The 15,213-nt window shown below is 55.2% G+C and carries 12 protein-coding genes; 8 read left to right on the top strand and 4 right to left on the bottom strand.

Features of this window, described 5'->3' with window-relative positions:
• Positions 1–831: 831 nt before the first annotated feature.
• Positions 832–2,073, top strand: a complete 1,242-nt coding sequence (locus tag B9K09_RS19130) for an OprD family porin (RefSeq protein WP_087518309.1) — start codon at positions 832–834, stop codon at positions 2,071–2,073.
• Positions 2,074–2,396: 323 nt separating this feature from the next.
• On the opposite strand, the gene kdgD is transcribed toward B9K09_RS19130, so the two are convergent.
• Positions 2,397–3,308, bottom strand: a complete 912-nt coding sequence (gene kdgD, locus B9K09_RS19135) for a 5-dehydro-4-deoxyglucarate dehydratase (RefSeq protein WP_087518310.1) — start codon at positions 3,306–3,308, stop codon at positions 2,397–2,399.
• Between the two features lie 395 nt (positions 3,309–3,703).
• Here kdgD and B9K09_RS19140 point away from each other — a divergent pair, with 395 nt between their 5' ends.
• The 5 genes from B9K09_RS19140 (at position 3,704) to B9K09_RS19160 (ending at position 9,361) form a co-directional block, all read left to right on the top strand.
• Entirely contained in the window at positions 3,704–5,095 is a 1,392-nt protein-coding gene (locus tag B9K09_RS19140; protein WP_371917417.1) for an enolase C-terminal domain-like protein, read from the top strand.
• A gap of 34 nt (positions 5,096–5,129) precedes the next feature.
• A complete protein-coding gene (locus tag B9K09_RS19145; RefSeq protein ID WP_087518312.1) occupies positions 5,130–6,113 on the top strand; it encodes a tripartite tricarboxylate transporter substrate binding protein in 984 nt (327 codons plus the stop codon).
• A 59-nt stretch (positions 6,114–6,172) separates the two neighbouring features.
• Complete coding sequence (locus B9K09_RS19150) at positions 6,173–6,661, top strand: tripartite tricarboxylate transporter TctB family protein (protein ID WP_218191972.1); 489 nt, start codon at positions 6,173–6,175, stop codon at positions 6,659–6,661.
• Positions 6,662–6,672: 11 nt separating this feature from the next.
• Positions 6,673–8,193: a tripartite tricarboxylate transporter permease gene (locus tag B9K09_RS19155; RefSeq protein ID WP_087518314.1), complete on the top strand. Its 1,521-nt coding sequence runs from the start codon at positions 6,673–6,675 to the stop codon at positions 8,191–8,193.
• Between the two features lie 250 nt (positions 8,194–8,443).
• Positions 8,444–9,361 (top strand): LysR substrate-binding domain-containing protein, encoded by a 918-nt coding sequence (locus B9K09_RS19160; RefSeq protein ID WP_087518315.1) that lies wholly within the window; start codon positions 8,444–8,446, stop codon positions 9,359–9,361.
• On the opposite strand, the gene B9K09_RS19165 is transcribed toward B9K09_RS19160, so the two are convergent.
• From B9K09_RS19165 to B9K09_RS19175, 3 genes are all read right to left on the bottom strand, one after another.
• Entirely contained in the window at positions 9,349–10,506 is a 1,158-nt protein-coding gene (locus B9K09_RS19165; RefSeq protein ID WP_087518316.1) for a mandelate racemase/muconate lactonizing enzyme family protein, read from the bottom strand. The genes B9K09_RS19160 and B9K09_RS19165 overlap by 13 nt on opposite strands.
• Before the next feature lie 141 nt (positions 10,507–10,647).
• Positions 10,648–11,673, bottom strand: coding sequence for a LacI family DNA-binding transcriptional regulator (locus B9K09_RS19170; RefSeq protein ID WP_087518317.1), 1,026 nt, complete (start codon positions 11,671–11,673; stop codon positions 10,648–10,650).
• Positions 11,674–11,712: 39 nt separating this feature from the next.
• Positions 11,713–12,480, bottom strand: coding sequence for a FadR/GntR family transcriptional regulator (locus tag B9K09_RS19175; RefSeq protein ID WP_087518318.1), 768 nt, complete (start codon positions 12,478–12,480; stop codon positions 11,713–11,715).
• A 323-nt stretch (positions 12,481–12,803) separates the two neighbouring features.
• On the opposite strand from B9K09_RS19175, the gene B9K09_RS19180 reads away from it, so the two are divergent.
• Together B9K09_RS19180 and B9K09_RS19185 are read left to right on the top strand one after the other, a co-directional pair.
• The gene (locus B9K09_RS19180; RefSeq protein WP_177408743.1) at positions 12,804–14,171 is read left to right on the top strand and encodes an MATE family efflux transporter; all 1,368 of its coding nucleotides are present in this window, start codon (positions 12,804–12,806) and stop codon (positions 14,169–14,171) included.
• Entirely contained in the window at positions 14,161–15,213 is a 1,053-nt protein-coding gene (locus B9K09_RS19185; protein WP_087519175.1) for a sensor domain-containing diguanylate cyclase, read from the top strand. Before B9K09_RS19180 ends, B9K09_RS19185 begins: the two co-directional genes overlap by 11 nt.

Raw genomic sequence — 15,213 nt, forward strand, 5'->3', positions numbered from 1 at the left:
AACGCTGGCGTAGGTTGTGTCAATCTATATTGCAACCGGGTCTATTAACTGCGCCCGCTTGACCCATGTTTTCGGGAGGCATTGTGTCAAGATATGTTGTTTGAACCCAACAGGCCACTAACCAGAATAACAGTGAAAAACTTGTCTCCCGACGCCTGGAGTATTTCGACCTCTATCTCAACGACCAAACCAGCAACATGCGACTCCGTCCAACGCGCGTTTCATCTCAGCAAACCCGTTCTCCGACGAACCGGTCGACCCTACCTTCACCGGCTGGGGTTGCGATTAATGCCGCCAATCGGACGGCAGAAATGCGCGCAGGATCCTCGCGCTTGAATACCGTGGCAGGGATGCCCCAATAATCAGGGAAACATCAAAAGTCATCCTATAACCACACATTAGAAAATCATTTTCATCTAATTGAAATAGCTAATCTTCAAAAATTATTGCTACGGACTTTCTGCGCTCGACATATTTAAACCACATATAAAACAATCAGTTACAGTGAAACACATGAAAATCAAATATTGCGTATCAGCCTAAAGTAGGCATTGACAAGAACAATTTGGATTACAAATAATCCGAGCCGTTGTACGACGACACACAACAATAATAAACAGAACAGGTCACACAATGACGACTACAAGCCGCTCCAATCAGCCCTCTTATGCCTTGCGTAGCTCAATAACATTGAGCTCAGAGCTAGCGCTGACGCGCTGAGTAGCTACAGCCCTGCACCCCTATCCCGCCCCGGGTTATTTCGTCACATCACTACAACGCCGTGCGCCTGTACCTGGGAAAAGAAACAACTCCAAGTGGAGCAAAATAATAATGAGTTCGCACAAAATTCTTTCTCTCGCTGTTGCCAGTGCCATCGCCGCATCCGCCCTGCCTCTCGGCGCTAACGCTGCTGGTTTTGTGGAAGATGCCAAGGTCAGCTTTGGCCTGCGTAACTTCTACATCAACCGTAACTTCGTAAACCCAGCCTACGGCCAAGGCAAAGCTGAAGAGTGGACCCAGAGCTTTATGCTCGATGCCCGCTCAGGCTTCACCGAAGGCACGGTTGGTTTTGGTATCGATGTACTTGCCATGACTGCTATCAAGCTGGACGGCGGCCGCGGTACTGCCGGTACCGGCCTGCTGCCAGTGCATGACGATGGGCGCCCTGCTGACGACTACGGCCGCATCGCTGCAGCCGGTAAGGCCCGTATCTCCAAGACCGAACTGAAAGTCGGTGAATGGATGGCGGTGCTGCCAATTCTGCGCTCCGATGACGGTCGCTCGCTGCCACAAACCTTCCAGGGTGCTCAAATCACCTCCAAGGAAGTCGACGGCCTGACGCTTTATGGTGGTCAATTCCGCCAGAACAGCACCCGCGACAACGCCAGCATGGAAGACATGAACTTCAATGGCGCTGAGTCGGATCGCTTCAACTTCGCAGGCGGTGAATTCAGCTTCAACCAGGACCGCACTCTGATCGGTCTATGGAACGCAGAGCTGGAAGACATCTACAGCCAACAGTTCATCAACCTGGTTCACTCACAACCACTGGGTGACTGGACGCTGGGCGCCAACCTTGGCTACTTCATCGGTAGCGAAGACGGCAGCGAACGCGCTGGCAAGCTGGACAACAAAACCGCATCCGGCCTGTTCTCGGCCAAGATTGGTGCGCACGCCTTTTACCTTGGCTTGCAGAAGGTAAGTGGCGACGACAAATGGATGCGCGTCAACGGCACCAGCGGCGGAACACTGGCCAACGATAGCTTCAACTCGAGCTACGACAACCCCAAAGAACGCTCGTGGCAAGTACGTTACGACTTCAACTTCGCAGGCGTTGGCATTCCCGGCATGACCCTGATGAACCGCTACATCAGTGGCGACAACATCCAGACTGCAACGACAGACGACGGCAAAGAGTGGGGCCGTGAAACCGAACTGGCGTACGTAGTGCAAAGCGGCACATTCAAGAGCCTATCGATGAAATGGCGTAACAGCTCAATTCGCCGCGACTACAGCAGCAGCGAATTTGACGAAAACCGTCTCATCTTTAACTACCCACTGTCCATTCTGTAATCGTAACTGTGTGACCTTCGACTTCATCGCACTTTGCCCGCCATTTGGCGGGCTTTTTTATGCCGCCAGGTATGAGCTGACAGCCACCATGCGTGACCGGTGATCTACGACCTGCAAGCTAGTTGATACTTCATCAGCCACCATTGTCATAGTCGCCACCAGCATTATTGAGTCAGCTTCAGACATTTCGTTGCTCGCATCCTGCTGGGCACGCCTCGCGTTGCCACACCCTACGACAGGCAGGAAGGATCACGAAAAGACGCTGAGCCAGAACAGCTCAGCGGTATTGGTTTAATCGTTTCTTAATTGCAACTCACGCAGAATCATTGAGCGCCTTGCTTGGCCATCAATGCAGCAAGTTGCTCGTATTCTTCTGGCAGCAAATCAGTCAGCGGCGCGCGAACTGGACCTGCATCGTAGCCAGCAATCTTGGCGCCAGCCTTGACGATACTGACTGCATAACCTGCACGACGGTTACGAATGTCGAGATAAGGCAAGAAGAAGTCATCGATGATCTTACCAACGGTGACGTGATCTTCACGGGCGATAGCGTGGTAGAAGTCCATCGCAGTCTTCGGCAGGAAGTTAAACACTGCAGATGAATAAACCGGTACGCCAAGCGCCCTATAAGCTGCGGCATAGACTTCTGCAGTAGGTAGACCACCGAGATAGCTGAAGCGATCACCAAGGCGACGACGGATCGACACCATCAACTCGATATCGCCCAGACCATCCTTATAACCGATCAGGTTCGGGCAACGCTCAGCCAGTTGCTCAAGCAATGTTGCGTTCAAACGGCAAACATTGCGGTTGTAGACCACCACACCGATTTTTACCGACTTGCACACTTGTTCAACGTGAGCTGCAACACCTTCCTGGCTGGCTTCAGTCAGATAATGCGGTAGCAACAGCAAGCCTTTAGCACCTAGACGCTCGGCTTCTTGCGCGTACTGAATGGCTAAACGAGTTGGGCCACCCACACCGGCCAGAATCGGCACACCACCCTCGCAAGTATCGACCGCTGTTTTGATCACGGATGAATATTCATCCGGGGCCAACGAGAAGAACTCGCCTGTACCGCCAGCAGCAAACAGTGCGGTGGCACCGTATGGCGACAGCCATTCGAGGCGACGCGCATAGGTATCGGCACGGAAATTACCGGCAGCATCGAAGTCAGTAACCGGAAATGACAGCAATCCGGAGGAGAGGATGGACTTCAGTTCTTGTGGATTCATTGTTTGAACACCCTGGACAGTTGAGTATGTTTAGTAGTCTTAGCGAAGTGATACGTTATCGTACAACTATAAAAAAGAACACTTCTTTTAATTAGACTTAAGCCTAAAGCTGCAAAGAAAATGAAATAAACCTATCTAGCATGGGGTTTTACGCCACATTAAAGCGCAGCCAAACACTACCTTGCATCATTTGAGCACACAACATCGTTGACAGCCGAGCCTGTGATTGGTACAAATTTGTCATGTCGTACGACGACGCATAACTACACCAATAAAAACAAATACGAGAATCCTTCTATGCCTGCGATTCCGAAGCATACCCAGGACACACCCTCAGTACGGGGTCACCTGAGCTCATCACTCCAAGTGCTCAACAGCCCACGGAAAGCGCTGTAATGAGTCCGTCAGGAATGCACCAGACCCCAACTGTAACCAGCATGCAGGTGATCCCGGTCGCCGGCCAAGACAGCATGTTGCTCAATCTTTGCGGTGCTCACGCCCCCTACTTCACTCGCAACCTGGTGTTACTCAAGGACAGCGCAGGCAACATGGGCATCGGTGAAGTGCCTGGCGGAGAAGGCATTCGCCAAGCGCTGGAACGTATTCGCCCCCTGGTTGAAGGTCAGCCAATCGGCGCTTACAACCGTGTACTGCGCAGCCTGCAGCAAGCCCTCTCAGGCAAGGCTGACGGGCCACAGACCATTGCTCACCAAGTAACATCAGAGGCTGAAGCCGCCGTTCTGCGCCAGCCTCACGAAATCAATCTGCGCCTGGATAACGTAATCACCGCAGTTGAAGCCGCCCTCCTCGACTTGCTCGGCCAATACCTGAATGTACCTGTTGCTGAATTGCTAGGCTCCGGCCAGCAGCGCGACAGCGTGCCGATGCTGGCCTACCTGTTTTATATCGGTGACAGCACTAAAACCGACCTGCCCTATGTAAAAGGCATGGGCGATGATTGGTACAAGACGCGCCACAGCGTTGCGATGACCCCAGAGGCCATTGCGATTCAAGCCGAGTCCGCTGCCGCCCGTTACGGTTTTAGCGACTTCAAGCTTAAAGGTGGCGTTATGCACGGCAGCGAGGAGATGGCTGCTGTCGCCGCAATCAAATCACGCTTCCCACAAGCTCGCGTCACTCTCGACCCGAATGGCGCCTGGTCGCTGGATGAGGCAATTGCTCTGTGCAAAGGTCAAAACCACCTCCTGGCTTATGCCGAAGACCCTTGCGGTCCAGAGAATGGTTACTCAGGCCGTGAAGTCATGGCTGAATTCAAGCGTGCAACCGGCATCGCCACTGCGACCAATATGATCGCCACCGACTGGCGGCAAATGGGCCACTCATTGCGCCTTGAAGCGGTCGATATTCCATTGGCAGACCCACACTTCTGGACCATGCAAGGCGCTGTACGCCTCGGCCAGGTCTGTGCGGAATTTGGTCTGACCTGGGGCTCACATTCGAATAACCACTTTGACGTATCGCTGGCCATGTTTACCCATGTTGCGGCCGCTGTACCGGGGCGCATTACCGCGATTGACACGCATTGGATCTGGCAAGAAGGCCAGGAGCGCCTGACCCGCGAACCGCTGCAAATCATCGGCGGCAAGGTTCAGGTTCCTCAACGTCCTGGGCTGGGTATCGAACCCGACCTGGACCGTATACACAACGCCCATGAACTCTATAAACGTGTCGCCACTGGCGCACGTGACGATGCCATGGCTATGCAGTACCTCGTTGCGGGCTGGCAGTACGACCCGAAACGTCCAAGCTTAGGTCGCACCCGATAAGGCGCGCCTATTTACAACCACCCGGAGAATTCCAATGAAAAAAACAATCCGTGCCTCCCTAATGTCTGCAATGATCGCCATGGGCGTCTTAAGCAGCCCAACAAGTGTTTTGGCAGCCGACGCAGCCAGCTGGCCAACACGTCCGGTGCAAGTGGTGGTAATCGCTAACCCAGGCGGTGATACCGATTTCAACGCCCGCATGATGGCCAAGTACTTCAGCGAAATTACTGGCAAAAGCATGGTCGTGACCAACGTCGCTGGCGGCGGCGGTACTCTGGCAGCCGAACAGGTCAAAGGCGCCGCGGCAGATGGCAACACCATTCTGTTTACCCACACTGGTCAGTTGATCGTCAACGAAGTCGCGGGCCTGACAGAAGACAGCTACGACGCTTTTGATATCTCCTGCATCGCTGGCGTAGATAAAGGCGCCATCTTCGTTGCCAGCGAACAGTCTGGGGTGACAAGCCTGAAAGACCTGATCGATAAAGCTAAAGCCAACCCAAACACCGTCGCCTACGGCACTGAGATCGGTAGCTTCTCGCACATCCAAGGCCTGATGTTTGAACAGCTGGCGGGTGTGAAGCTGAAGATGATCGACGCAGGCACTGTGTCTGAAAAAGTGGTTTCCTTGCTCGGCGGCCGCATGGACCTGGGCGCAATCAGCTACGGGTCAGTGCAGGACTACATTAAAGGCGGTCAGATGATTGCCTTGGGTCAGCCTAACGCCGAACGTAACGCGCTGTTGGGCGATGTTAAAACCTTCAAGGAACAAGGCGTCGACTTCACTATCGACAAGCCTTACGTCGTTGCCTTTCCAAAAGGTACTGATCCGGTAATCGTGAAAAAGATGGCCGACATCATGAAGCAAATCACTGAGAACCCTCAGTATGCTGAAGAACTTAAAAAGTCCTTCAAGCAACCTGTTGCCTATTTCAACACTGAAGAAGCAATCGCGACCCTGAAAAAGACCCGCGAAGACTTCTTTCAGTTCAAGGACGCTCTGCGCCAGTCCAAATGATGTAAGGGTCGGGCCGGTCAGCTGACCGGCCCGTACCAAACGACCCTCACCAGAGGTTAATGATGGCTATAAACAAGAAGACTGAGTTAGCAATTGCCTGCTGCATGTTGGCCGTCGGTATTGGCTACCTGCTTATGACAACCCAGTTGCCTCAGCATGGCGGTATCGACGCGACCTTCGCCCCTTACCTGCTCGCAACACTGCTGTGCATATTGGGCGCACTGCATCTGCTAGCAGCATGCAGAATGCCGCAAACCGAGCAAGGGCCAAACACCGCTAGCGAGGCACCCAGCGAGTTGCCGGACTTTAAAGCAGTCGTCAAAACTCTGGCTTTGATCGTCGGCTATATTGCCCTGCTGAAAACTGTCGGCTTCCCGATCATGACCACGGTTTATCTGTACCTACAGTTCATCGTGCTCACACCCACTAACCAAAAGGTCAACCATGTGGTTTACGTGCTGATTGCACTGATCACCTCTGCGGTTGTGTACACGCTGTTCCGTGAGGCCTTCGACCTGTTGCTGCCATCCGGCCTGTTTGGCTTCTAGGAGAATCGACCATGCTCGACTTATTGCAGCAAGGCTTCGGTGCTGTCTTTTCAATCCATATCATGTTGCTGATGTGCATCGGCGTGGCCGTGGGTATCGTCTTCGGCGCTGTGCCTGGTCTGTCGGCAACAATGGCCGTTGCGCTGTGCTTGCCACTGACGTTTACCATGGGCCCGCACGCTGGCTTGTCCTTGCTGGTGGCGTTGTTTATCGGTGCCACATCCGGCGGATTGATTTCAGCCATCTTGTTGAAGATTCCGGGAACCCCCTCCTCCATTGCCACGGTTTTCGACGGTGGCCCGATGATGGAGAAAGGCGAAGGCGTTAAGGCGCTGGGCGTCGGAATTGTCTTCTCGTTTCTGGGCACCATCTTCAGCATCATCGCGTTGATGTTTCTGGCGCCGCAACTGGCCAAATTTGCCTTGCGTTTCGGCCCCCAAGAATACTTCTCCATCGCCGTATTCTCGCTGACCCTGATCGCCACGCTCTCTGCTGGCTCGATGGTTAAAGGCTTGTTCGCCGGGGCGTTGGGGTTTGCTGTTTCCACCGTTGGTATTGCGCCAGTGGAAGCGATTCGCCGCTTCACCTTTGACTTTGCTGAGCTTAATGGCGGTTTCGCCATGCTCACCGTAATGATCGGCATGTTTGCTGTGGCTGAAATCATCAAGGTGGCTGAACGCGGCCGTCAGCCAACGGCTAAAAAAGCCGAACCGATCAGCATGAAAAACATCAAGGGCTTCGGTTTTTCGATGCGCGAGTTCCGCGAACAAATTCCCAACGCCACCCGCTCTGGCCTGATTGGTCTGGGTGTCGGTATTTTGCCGGGCATCGGTGCCGGTACTTCGAACCTGCTGGCCTACATCATTTCGAAGAAACGCGCGAAAGATCCAGACAGCTACGGCAAGGGCAACATGGGCGGCGTAGTCGCCAGTGAAACCGCGAACAACGCAGGCATTGGCGGCGCTATGTTGCCACTGATGACCCTTGGTATTCCCGGCGACACAGTCACTGCGATTTTGCTTGGCGGCTTTCTGATTCACGGCATCCAACCCGGTCCGCTGCTGTTCATCACTCAGGGGCCGCTGGTTTACACCATCTTCGCGGCGTTGCTGGTATCGACCGTGTTGATGCTGTTCATGGAATTCTATGGCCTGCGCATCTTTATCAAGCTGCTGGATATTCCAAAGCACATTCTGCTGCCGATCATTCTGGTGCTGTGCGTCGTCGGTGCATTCGGGCTTAGCAGCCGTCTGTTCGATGTTTGGTCGATCCTGGTGTTTGGTGTGCTCGGTTATGCCTTTGTCAAAGCGGGCATTCCACCGGCGCCGTTTATCATCGGCTTCATTCTGGGCCCGATGGCGGAAACCAATCTGCGCCGTGGCTTGATGATGTCCGATGGCAACTTCACAACCTTCCTCACCAACCCGATTTCGGCAACATTCCTCGGGCTCGCTGTAGCCTTTGTGATCTGGCAACTGATCAGCGCTATTCGCCCAAAGAAGAGCGTGATCAACCAAATCATCCGTACCTGATGGACGTGTGACCACAGAAGGCCAGCTCTTGTAGCTGGCCTTTTTTATTGGCTGATCACGGACACGGGCCGCGGCATGCCCTTGAAACACATTGCATGAACGCAGCCGAACTCGAGCGATTGAGTCTTGTGCATTCATTTCAAGGTGCATCGCGGTATCTCGTTGTGCGAATTTTCAACAAGAAGAATGACGGCATGGATTAACAACGTCTATTCTAATTAACCATCCCATTGATACCTGAATTGAATCAATGTTCGAGCTTGCCCAACTTCGCTGTTTCACCATGGTTGCCACGGAACTCAACTTCCGCCGGGCAGCCGAACAACTGAATATGACCCAGCCGCCGTTGAGCCGACAGATCCGGTTGTTGGAGCATCAGCTTGGCGTCAGCTTGTTCAAGCGCAGCACCCGTTCCGTCAGCCTCACAGCCGCGGGACGCGCCTTTCTGATTGAGGCCAGCAGTTTGCTTGAGCGAGCCGAACAGGCCACGCAAAGAGCACGCAGAATTGCGGCTGGCGATATCGGTTCGGTGGCGTTGAATTTCGTGGCCAATGCGGTTCATGGCTTGCTGCCGCGAGCGCTCAACGATTTACGCGAACGTTTACCAGACATCGAGGTAAAGCTGCAGGAGATGTCCAGCTTCGAGCAAACCGAGGCGCTGCGCGAAAGGCGCATTGATTTAGCCATTGTGCGAACGCCGGTGACACAACCGGGAATTACCAGCGTGAGCCTGCTACATGAGCCATTCGTGCTCGCCGTGCCTCGCCAGCATCCGCTGGCCGGACAAGCACTGATTCGAGTCAAGGACCTCGACGCCCAGCCATTTATCCTGTCGTCCTGGCAGCCCTTCAATGAATTGATCAATGGCTTGATTCGCACCCACCGTATTCAGCCCAAGGTGGTGCAGAAGCTCAGCTCGACCCTGACAATTCTGACCCTGGTCAACTCGGGCATGGGGTTGGCGCTGGTGCCCTTGGGCGCCTCACGCTTACGTCAGGATAACCTCTGCTTTCGCCCCATCGAGTTACCGGATGGCATGCACAGCATCCTGCATCTGGCCTGGCGCGAGGACGACGACAACCCAGCTTGCGCGGCGGTCAGGCAAGCCCTGCTCAATGCCGCGAAGCTGGAAAACCATGTCCTCAACGAACACGATCAAGGACGCTGACCAACCTCAGCCTGCTGCACAGTCCAGCCTGCAACTTGCTCGCTTAGCGTCAAGCCCAGGCCTGGACGGGTCGGCACCAGCATGCGTCCGTCACGTGTTTCCAGGCGCTCCTCGAACAGCGGCTCCAGCCATTCGAAGTGCTCAACCCAAGGCTCGCGCGTATGGGTTGCAGCCAAATGCACATGCAACTCCATGGCGAAGTGCGGCGCCAACGTCATGCCCGCCTGCTCAGCCAATGTTTGCACCCGTAAGTACGGCGTAATACCGCCAACACGCGGCGCATCGGGCATTAGGTAGTCTGCGGCGCGTTGACGAATAAACTCCCAGTGCTCGGCAGGGCTGGTGAGCATTTCACCGGTGGCGATCGGGGTATCGAACTGACGCACCAGATCGGCATGACCTTCAGCGTCATAGCAGTCCAACGGCTCCTCAATCCAAACCAGTTGGAAATCCTCAAGGCGACGACACATACGCCGAGCCGTCGGCCGATCCCACTGCTGATTGGCATCAACCATTAACGGGAAGGAATCGCCAAGGTGCTTGCGCACTGAGGCAACCCGGTGCAAATCCAGCGCGGAATCTGGCTGGCCGACTTTAAGTTTGATCCCGCCAATGCCCTGCTCGCGGGAGATATCGGTGTTTTTCAACAACTGCTCCAGCGGTGTATGCAGAAAGCCGCCAGAGGTGTTGTAGCAACGCACCGAGTCGCGCTGAGCCCCGAGCAAGCGCGCCAGTGACAGGCCCGAGCGACGGGCCTTGAGATCCCATAGCGCCACATCAAATGCACCAATGGCCTGAGTTGCCAGACCGCTACGCCCCACAGACGCGCCCGCCCAACACAGCTTGTCCCAAAGCTTGGCGATATCGCTAGGGTTTTCACCAATCAGGTTCGGCGCGATTTCCACCGCGTGGGCAAACTGCCCCGGGCCACCTGCGCGCTTGGAATAACTGAAGCCCATGCCTTTATGGCCGTCGCGGGTCTCAATCTCGGCAATCAGAATAGCGATTTCAGTCATTGGCTTTTGTCGGCCAGTCAGGACTTTGGCATCACTAATCGGATTAGCGAGCGGCAAAGCCACGGAGCGCAAACGGAGCCAAGCAATACGGTCATCATCGGCACAAGTCATAGCGGGCTGTTGGTTCATTGGAGTCTCCACGTTGGCGAATCAAATAGCGCCTGTGGCTCGGTCTGATTAAGCAATTACAGCCAGACCACAAGGCTTGAGAAAAGACACAGCCCGTTTGATTCTAAGATGATTGCGCAATCATTCAACAGCCAAAAAAATTTAAGTGGTGCTCCGCTCAATCACTTCGAAGCCAGTATCTAAACGCAACGGCGTGCGCGCTAAAGATGGATCAGCAAAGCGCTCCAGCAATGCTTCGGCAATCGATCGGCCGATGCGCAGGCCATCGACGCGTACGGTTGAGAGTGGCGGATGCATGTGCGCCGCGCTGGATAAGTCACCAAAGCCCATCACCGCCAGTTGTGCAGGCACTGTCATTTGCCGGCTAGCGGCCTCCGCCAACACGCCCTGAGCAATGGTGTCAGAGCTACAAACCACCACATCGCCCGCTTTATGCTTGGCCAATAGGCGACTCAGCCCTTCCCGGCCGGTGGCCAGCGTTGCTGGTGCAGGCAAACGCTCAATCGCCACCGCGGCTACTCCCTGCTCAGCAAGCGCTTGAGCCAGGCTTTCGCTGCGCCTGATGCCGCGCGGGTCGTCGAGAGTGATGACGGAGACACGCCGGTAACCTTTGCTCAGTAAGTAAGCCGCCACTGCGCGTCCAACGGCTTCATGGGAAAAGCCCACCAGCATGTCCAACGGGTGATCGCAAAGATCCCAGGCCTCAACCAGCGGAATCCCCACCCGTGCCAGACGTTGACGGCTTTCCAGCGTGTGCTCGGTGCCGGTCAGGACGATACCGTCCGGACGGCGCCCCAACAATGCACTGAGCAACGCCTCTTCTTGCTCAGGCGCGTAGCCGGTCAGGCCGAGCAAGGTTTGATAGCCCGCTTGCGCAAGCCGCTCGGTGAGCGCTTGTACGGTGTCGGAGAAGATTGAATTGGCAATGGTCGGTAGCATGATCGCCACCAAGCGGCTGCGGCTCGAAGCCAATGCGCCAGCGGCAAGATTGGGCACGTAGCCGGTGGCGCGCACAGCATCAAGCACACGTCGGCGCGTCTTATCGGCAACCACTTCAGGGCGCCCTAGCGCACGGGATACGGTGATCGGCGAAACGCCCGCGACCCGCGCGACATCAATCAAGGTGGGTGTGCTGCCAGGAGCAGGATTTGCAGGTTTACGGCTCATCCAGCCCCCATGATCAGGCAACCTGGCGGCTGGGTTGTTTTATGGCGCCGCGGGAGGCTGCAGCGCTTCGCTTTCAGCTTGCTCGTGGGCCTGACGCAAGCGCTCACGGCTATTGGTCAGGTGCAAACGCATGGCAGCTCGTGCAGCTTCCGCATCCTGACGCTCGATAGCCTCGAATATCTGCTCATGCTCACGCTCAAGGCGAGCCATGTACAAGCCTTTGTCGTCATGGGCCAAGGTCGCCGAGTTCACCCGCGTACGCGGAATGATATTGGTGCCCATGTGGCTCATGATGTCTGTGAAGTAGCGGTTACCCGTTGCCTCGGAAATCGCCACGTGAAACTGGAAGTCAGAGGCGACTGCATCACTGGCATGAGCCACGCTGTCTTTCAATGCATCCAATGCTGCACGCATTGCCTGTAGCTGAGCAGGACTGCGGCGTTGCGCAGCCAAACCAGCAGACTCAACTTCAAGACTGATGCGCAGCTCAAGGATATTCAGCACATCACGCAGGGTCACGATGGTGGCGGGGTCAATCCGAAAACCGTTAGAGGTAGGGATATCGATGACAAATGTACCAATGCCGTGACGCGTCTCAACCAGACCCGAGGCTTGCAACCGCGAAAGCGCCTCGCGAACAACCGTGCGGCTGACCCCCTGTGCAGCCATGATCGCTGACTCAGTTGGCAGCTTCTCTCCGCGCTTGATTTCACCATCGCGAATGCGCTGCGAAAGCTCGGCGACAAGCTCTTGAGCAAGGCTGCGATGCTTACGACGTGGAAGCTGTGGGTTGTTTTGATTGAGCATGAATCTTCAGGCCTATGGTCAATATGTATGCATCATAACCCAATAGTTGTATGACAACAGCGCGATGATGGCAACCCTAAACGCCACAACCCATTGTAAAGCCCACCCAAAGACAAATCAGAGCACGATGCCGTAAAAACTCCGCCCGCTAAATAGAGGTGCCATCACCCTCTCTGGATATGCCAAACAGCCATGCGCACAACAGTCACGCTAAAGCGTCTGACTTGGTCTTATTGATGCGTCAATTGATCAGCCAAGTAGATTTATCTTTCTGCTGAGCCCTGCCATGCTTGTTTGATTTGCACTCAGGCGCAGCCAAATTGATCCAGCATTTAACCGAAGCATGGCACCATCGCCCAACGCATAAACGCGTCTGGGCGCTGGCGGCACCGATGATTTTGTCGAATATCTCAGTGCCAATGGTTGCCTTGGTCGACAGCGCCGTAGTCGGTCATCTACCTCACGCGTACCAATTGGCAGCTGTAGCCGTTGGCGGCACTTTATATACGTTGCTGACCTGGGCCATGGGCTTTCTGCGCATGGGTACCACCGGCTTTGCCGCGCAAGCTGCTGGCCGCGAGGATGGCGGTGCCCTGCGCCAGGTACTGTGTCAGGGCTTATTACTCGCCGGTGCGTTGGCTGTAATGCTGATTATGCTGGCAGTACCCTTTAGCGAGTTGGCCCTGAGTTTAATGCAGCCCTCGGCCGAGCTTAATCAACTGGCCCGGGAATATTTCCAGATCCGCCTGTTTGGCCTGCCAGCAGCCCTTGCCACCTATACCTTGATTGGCTGGCTACTTGGCACCCAGAACGCGCGCGCCCCACTGGCGATCCTTTTAACCACGAATATATTGAACGTCGGGCTCGACCTGTTTTTGGTCCTCGGCCTGAAGTGGGGAGTTAGCGGCGCGGCATGGGCTTCGGTCGTAGCGGAGTGGACCGGCGCCCTCCTCGGCTTGTGGCTCGCGCGCAAAGCGTTGCGCCCATACAGTGGCTCGGTGAATTGGCAGGCTTTACGCCGCTGGTTAAGCTGGCGACCACTATTGGCAGTCAATCGCGATATTTTTATCCGCACCCTTGGCTTGCAACTGGTGTTTTTCCTGGTCACGGTGCAAGGCACACGCTTGGGTGATGCTACCGTTGCCGCCAATGCCCTGCTGTTAAACGGCCTGCTGCTCACCGCCCATGCTCTGGACGGCCTCGCCCATGCAGTCGAGGCTCTCTGTGGCCATGCGCTAGGCGCAAAGGATCGCAATGCCCTACGTCGCAGCTTGATCGTGGCAACCGGCTGGTCATTAATCGCAAGCCTGTTATTTGCGTTATTTTTCTGGCTGGCAGGTGACTGGTTTATTCAGCTGCAGACTAATATTCCGTCAGTACGTGAAACCGCTCACAGCTATTTGCCTTATTTGGCACTACTCCCGCTGCTTGCTGTCTGGAGTTACTTGCTCGACGGACTGTTCATCGGCGCCACACGGGCCAGAGAAATGCGCAACGCTATGCTTATTGCTGTCTGCGTAAGCTTGCCATTGGGTTGGTTGCTACAGGGGTTCGGCAATCACGGCTTGTGGATGGCATTTTTATGCTTCATGGCAATACGCGGGGTCAGCCTTGGCGCCTATGCTTACTATATGAACCGGCACAATAGTTGGTGGAATACTGAAGAGACACAGACCCATGATGCTAAGTAGCAAATTGCCCGAACGCGAAATGCACCGGCAAGCCATTCTCGACGACCAAGAACTGCTGGACACACCAGCCGATCCATATTTGGACACGATAGTGCGAATAGTGCGTGAACTGTTCTCGGTACAAACGGTGTTGGTTAGCCTGATAGACCGTGATCGCCAATGGTTCAAATCACGTATTGGCCTCGATGTCGCCGAGACCCCGCGCAGCATCTCCTTCTGCGATCAGGCGATCCAAAGCCCAGAAATGTTTGTAGTCAGCGATGCCCATAGTGACCCACGCTTTCGCGACAACGAACTGGTCACCGGCAACCCCTACGTCCGCTTCTATGCAGGCCAGCCGCTATTCTCCGAGGAAGGCTTGGCACTGGGCACTCTCTGCTTGATTGATTCGCAGCCGAAAAAGCTCAGCCCCAGCGAGATGCAACTATTCAAAGACATGGCGACGCTGGCCGAAGGCTACCTAAAACTACGCCGCGTCAGTCATCAGACTGAACAGTTACGCGCCGCCTTAAGCCGTGAACAACGCAAAGCCATGCTCGATCAACTCACCCAGTTGTGGAATCGCGCAGGCCTGGAACACTTTCTTGAACTCGAACACAGCGCAGCGCTCGATCGCGGAGGGTATCTGGGCGTGTTGTTTTGTGATCTCGACCGCTTCAAGCAGGTCAATGACACCCACGGCCATGCCGCCGGCGATCAAGTGCTGTGGCAAGCCGCACGTAGAATCTCATCAGCGGTACGCCCGCATGACATCGTCACCCGTAATGGCGGTGAAGAGTTCGTCGTACTGGCCCAAGTAAATGACGAGCATGAGTTGGCGCAAATAGCTGAGCGCATACGCAGCAAAATCGGCAGCAGCGACTTCAGCCTTGAGCAAACCGAGCTGCCACTGACTATCAGCATCGGCTGTGCCCTGATCGGCAGCGGCGAGACCGGACATGATGCGATGAAGCGTGCCGACCGCGCGCTCTACCGAGCCAAGAATAATGGCCGCAATCGGGTTGAGATTGCCGAGCAGCTAAAACCGGGAACACCCTCTTAA

Origin of the sequence: Pseudomonas sp. M30-35, assembly GCF_002163625.1 — a bacterium.
Lineage (GTDB): Bacteria > Pseudomonadota > Gammaproteobacteria > Pseudomonadales > Pseudomonadaceae > Aquipseudomonas.

What these genes read in the sequence shown, in the direction of transcription:
- B9K09_RS19175 (WP_087518318.1), bottom strand. Translation starts at nt 12,480, where the DNA reads ATGCTCAATCAAAACAACCCACAGCTTCCACGTCGTAAGCATCGCAGC.
- B9K09_RS19150 (WP_218191972.1), top strand. Translation starts at nt 6,173, where the DNA reads ATGATGGCTATAAACAAGAAGACTGAGTTAGCAATTGCCTGCTGCATG.
- B9K09_RS19165 (WP_087518316.1), bottom strand. Translation starts at nt 10,506, where the DNA reads ATGAACCAACAGCCCGCTATGACTTGTGCCGATGATGACCGTATTGCT.
- B9K09_RS19185 (WP_087519175.1), top strand. Translation starts at nt 14,161, where the DNA reads ATGCTAAGTAGCAAATTGCCCGAACGCGAAATGCACCGGCAAGCCATT.
- B9K09_RS19160 (WP_087518315.1), top strand. Translation starts at nt 8,444, where the DNA reads ATGTTCGAGCTTGCCCAACTTCGCTGTTTCACCATGGTTGCCACGGAA.
- B9K09_RS19170 (WP_087518317.1), bottom strand. Translation starts at nt 11,673, where the DNA reads ATGAGCCGTAAACCTGCAAATCCTGCTCCTGGCAGCACACCCACCTTG.
- B9K09_RS19130 (WP_087518309.1), top strand. Translation starts at nt 832, where the DNA reads ATGAGTTCGCACAAAATTCTTTCTCTCGCTGTTGCCAGTGCCATCGCC.
- kdgD (WP_087518310.1), bottom strand. Translation starts at nt 3,308, where the DNA reads ATGAATCCACAAGAACTGAAGTCCATCCTCTCCTCCGGATTGCTGTCA.
- B9K09_RS19140 (WP_371917417.1), top strand. Translation starts at nt 3,704, where the DNA reads ATGAGTCCGTCAGGAATGCACCAGACCCCAACTGTAACCAGCATGCAG.
- B9K09_RS19155 (WP_087518314.1), top strand. Translation starts at nt 6,673, where the DNA reads ATGCTCGACTTATTGCAGCAAGGCTTCGGTGCTGTCTTTTCAATCCAT.
- B9K09_RS19145 (WP_087518312.1), top strand. Translation starts at nt 5,130, where the DNA reads ATGAAAAAAACAATCCGTGCCTCCCTAATGTCTGCAATGATCGCCATG.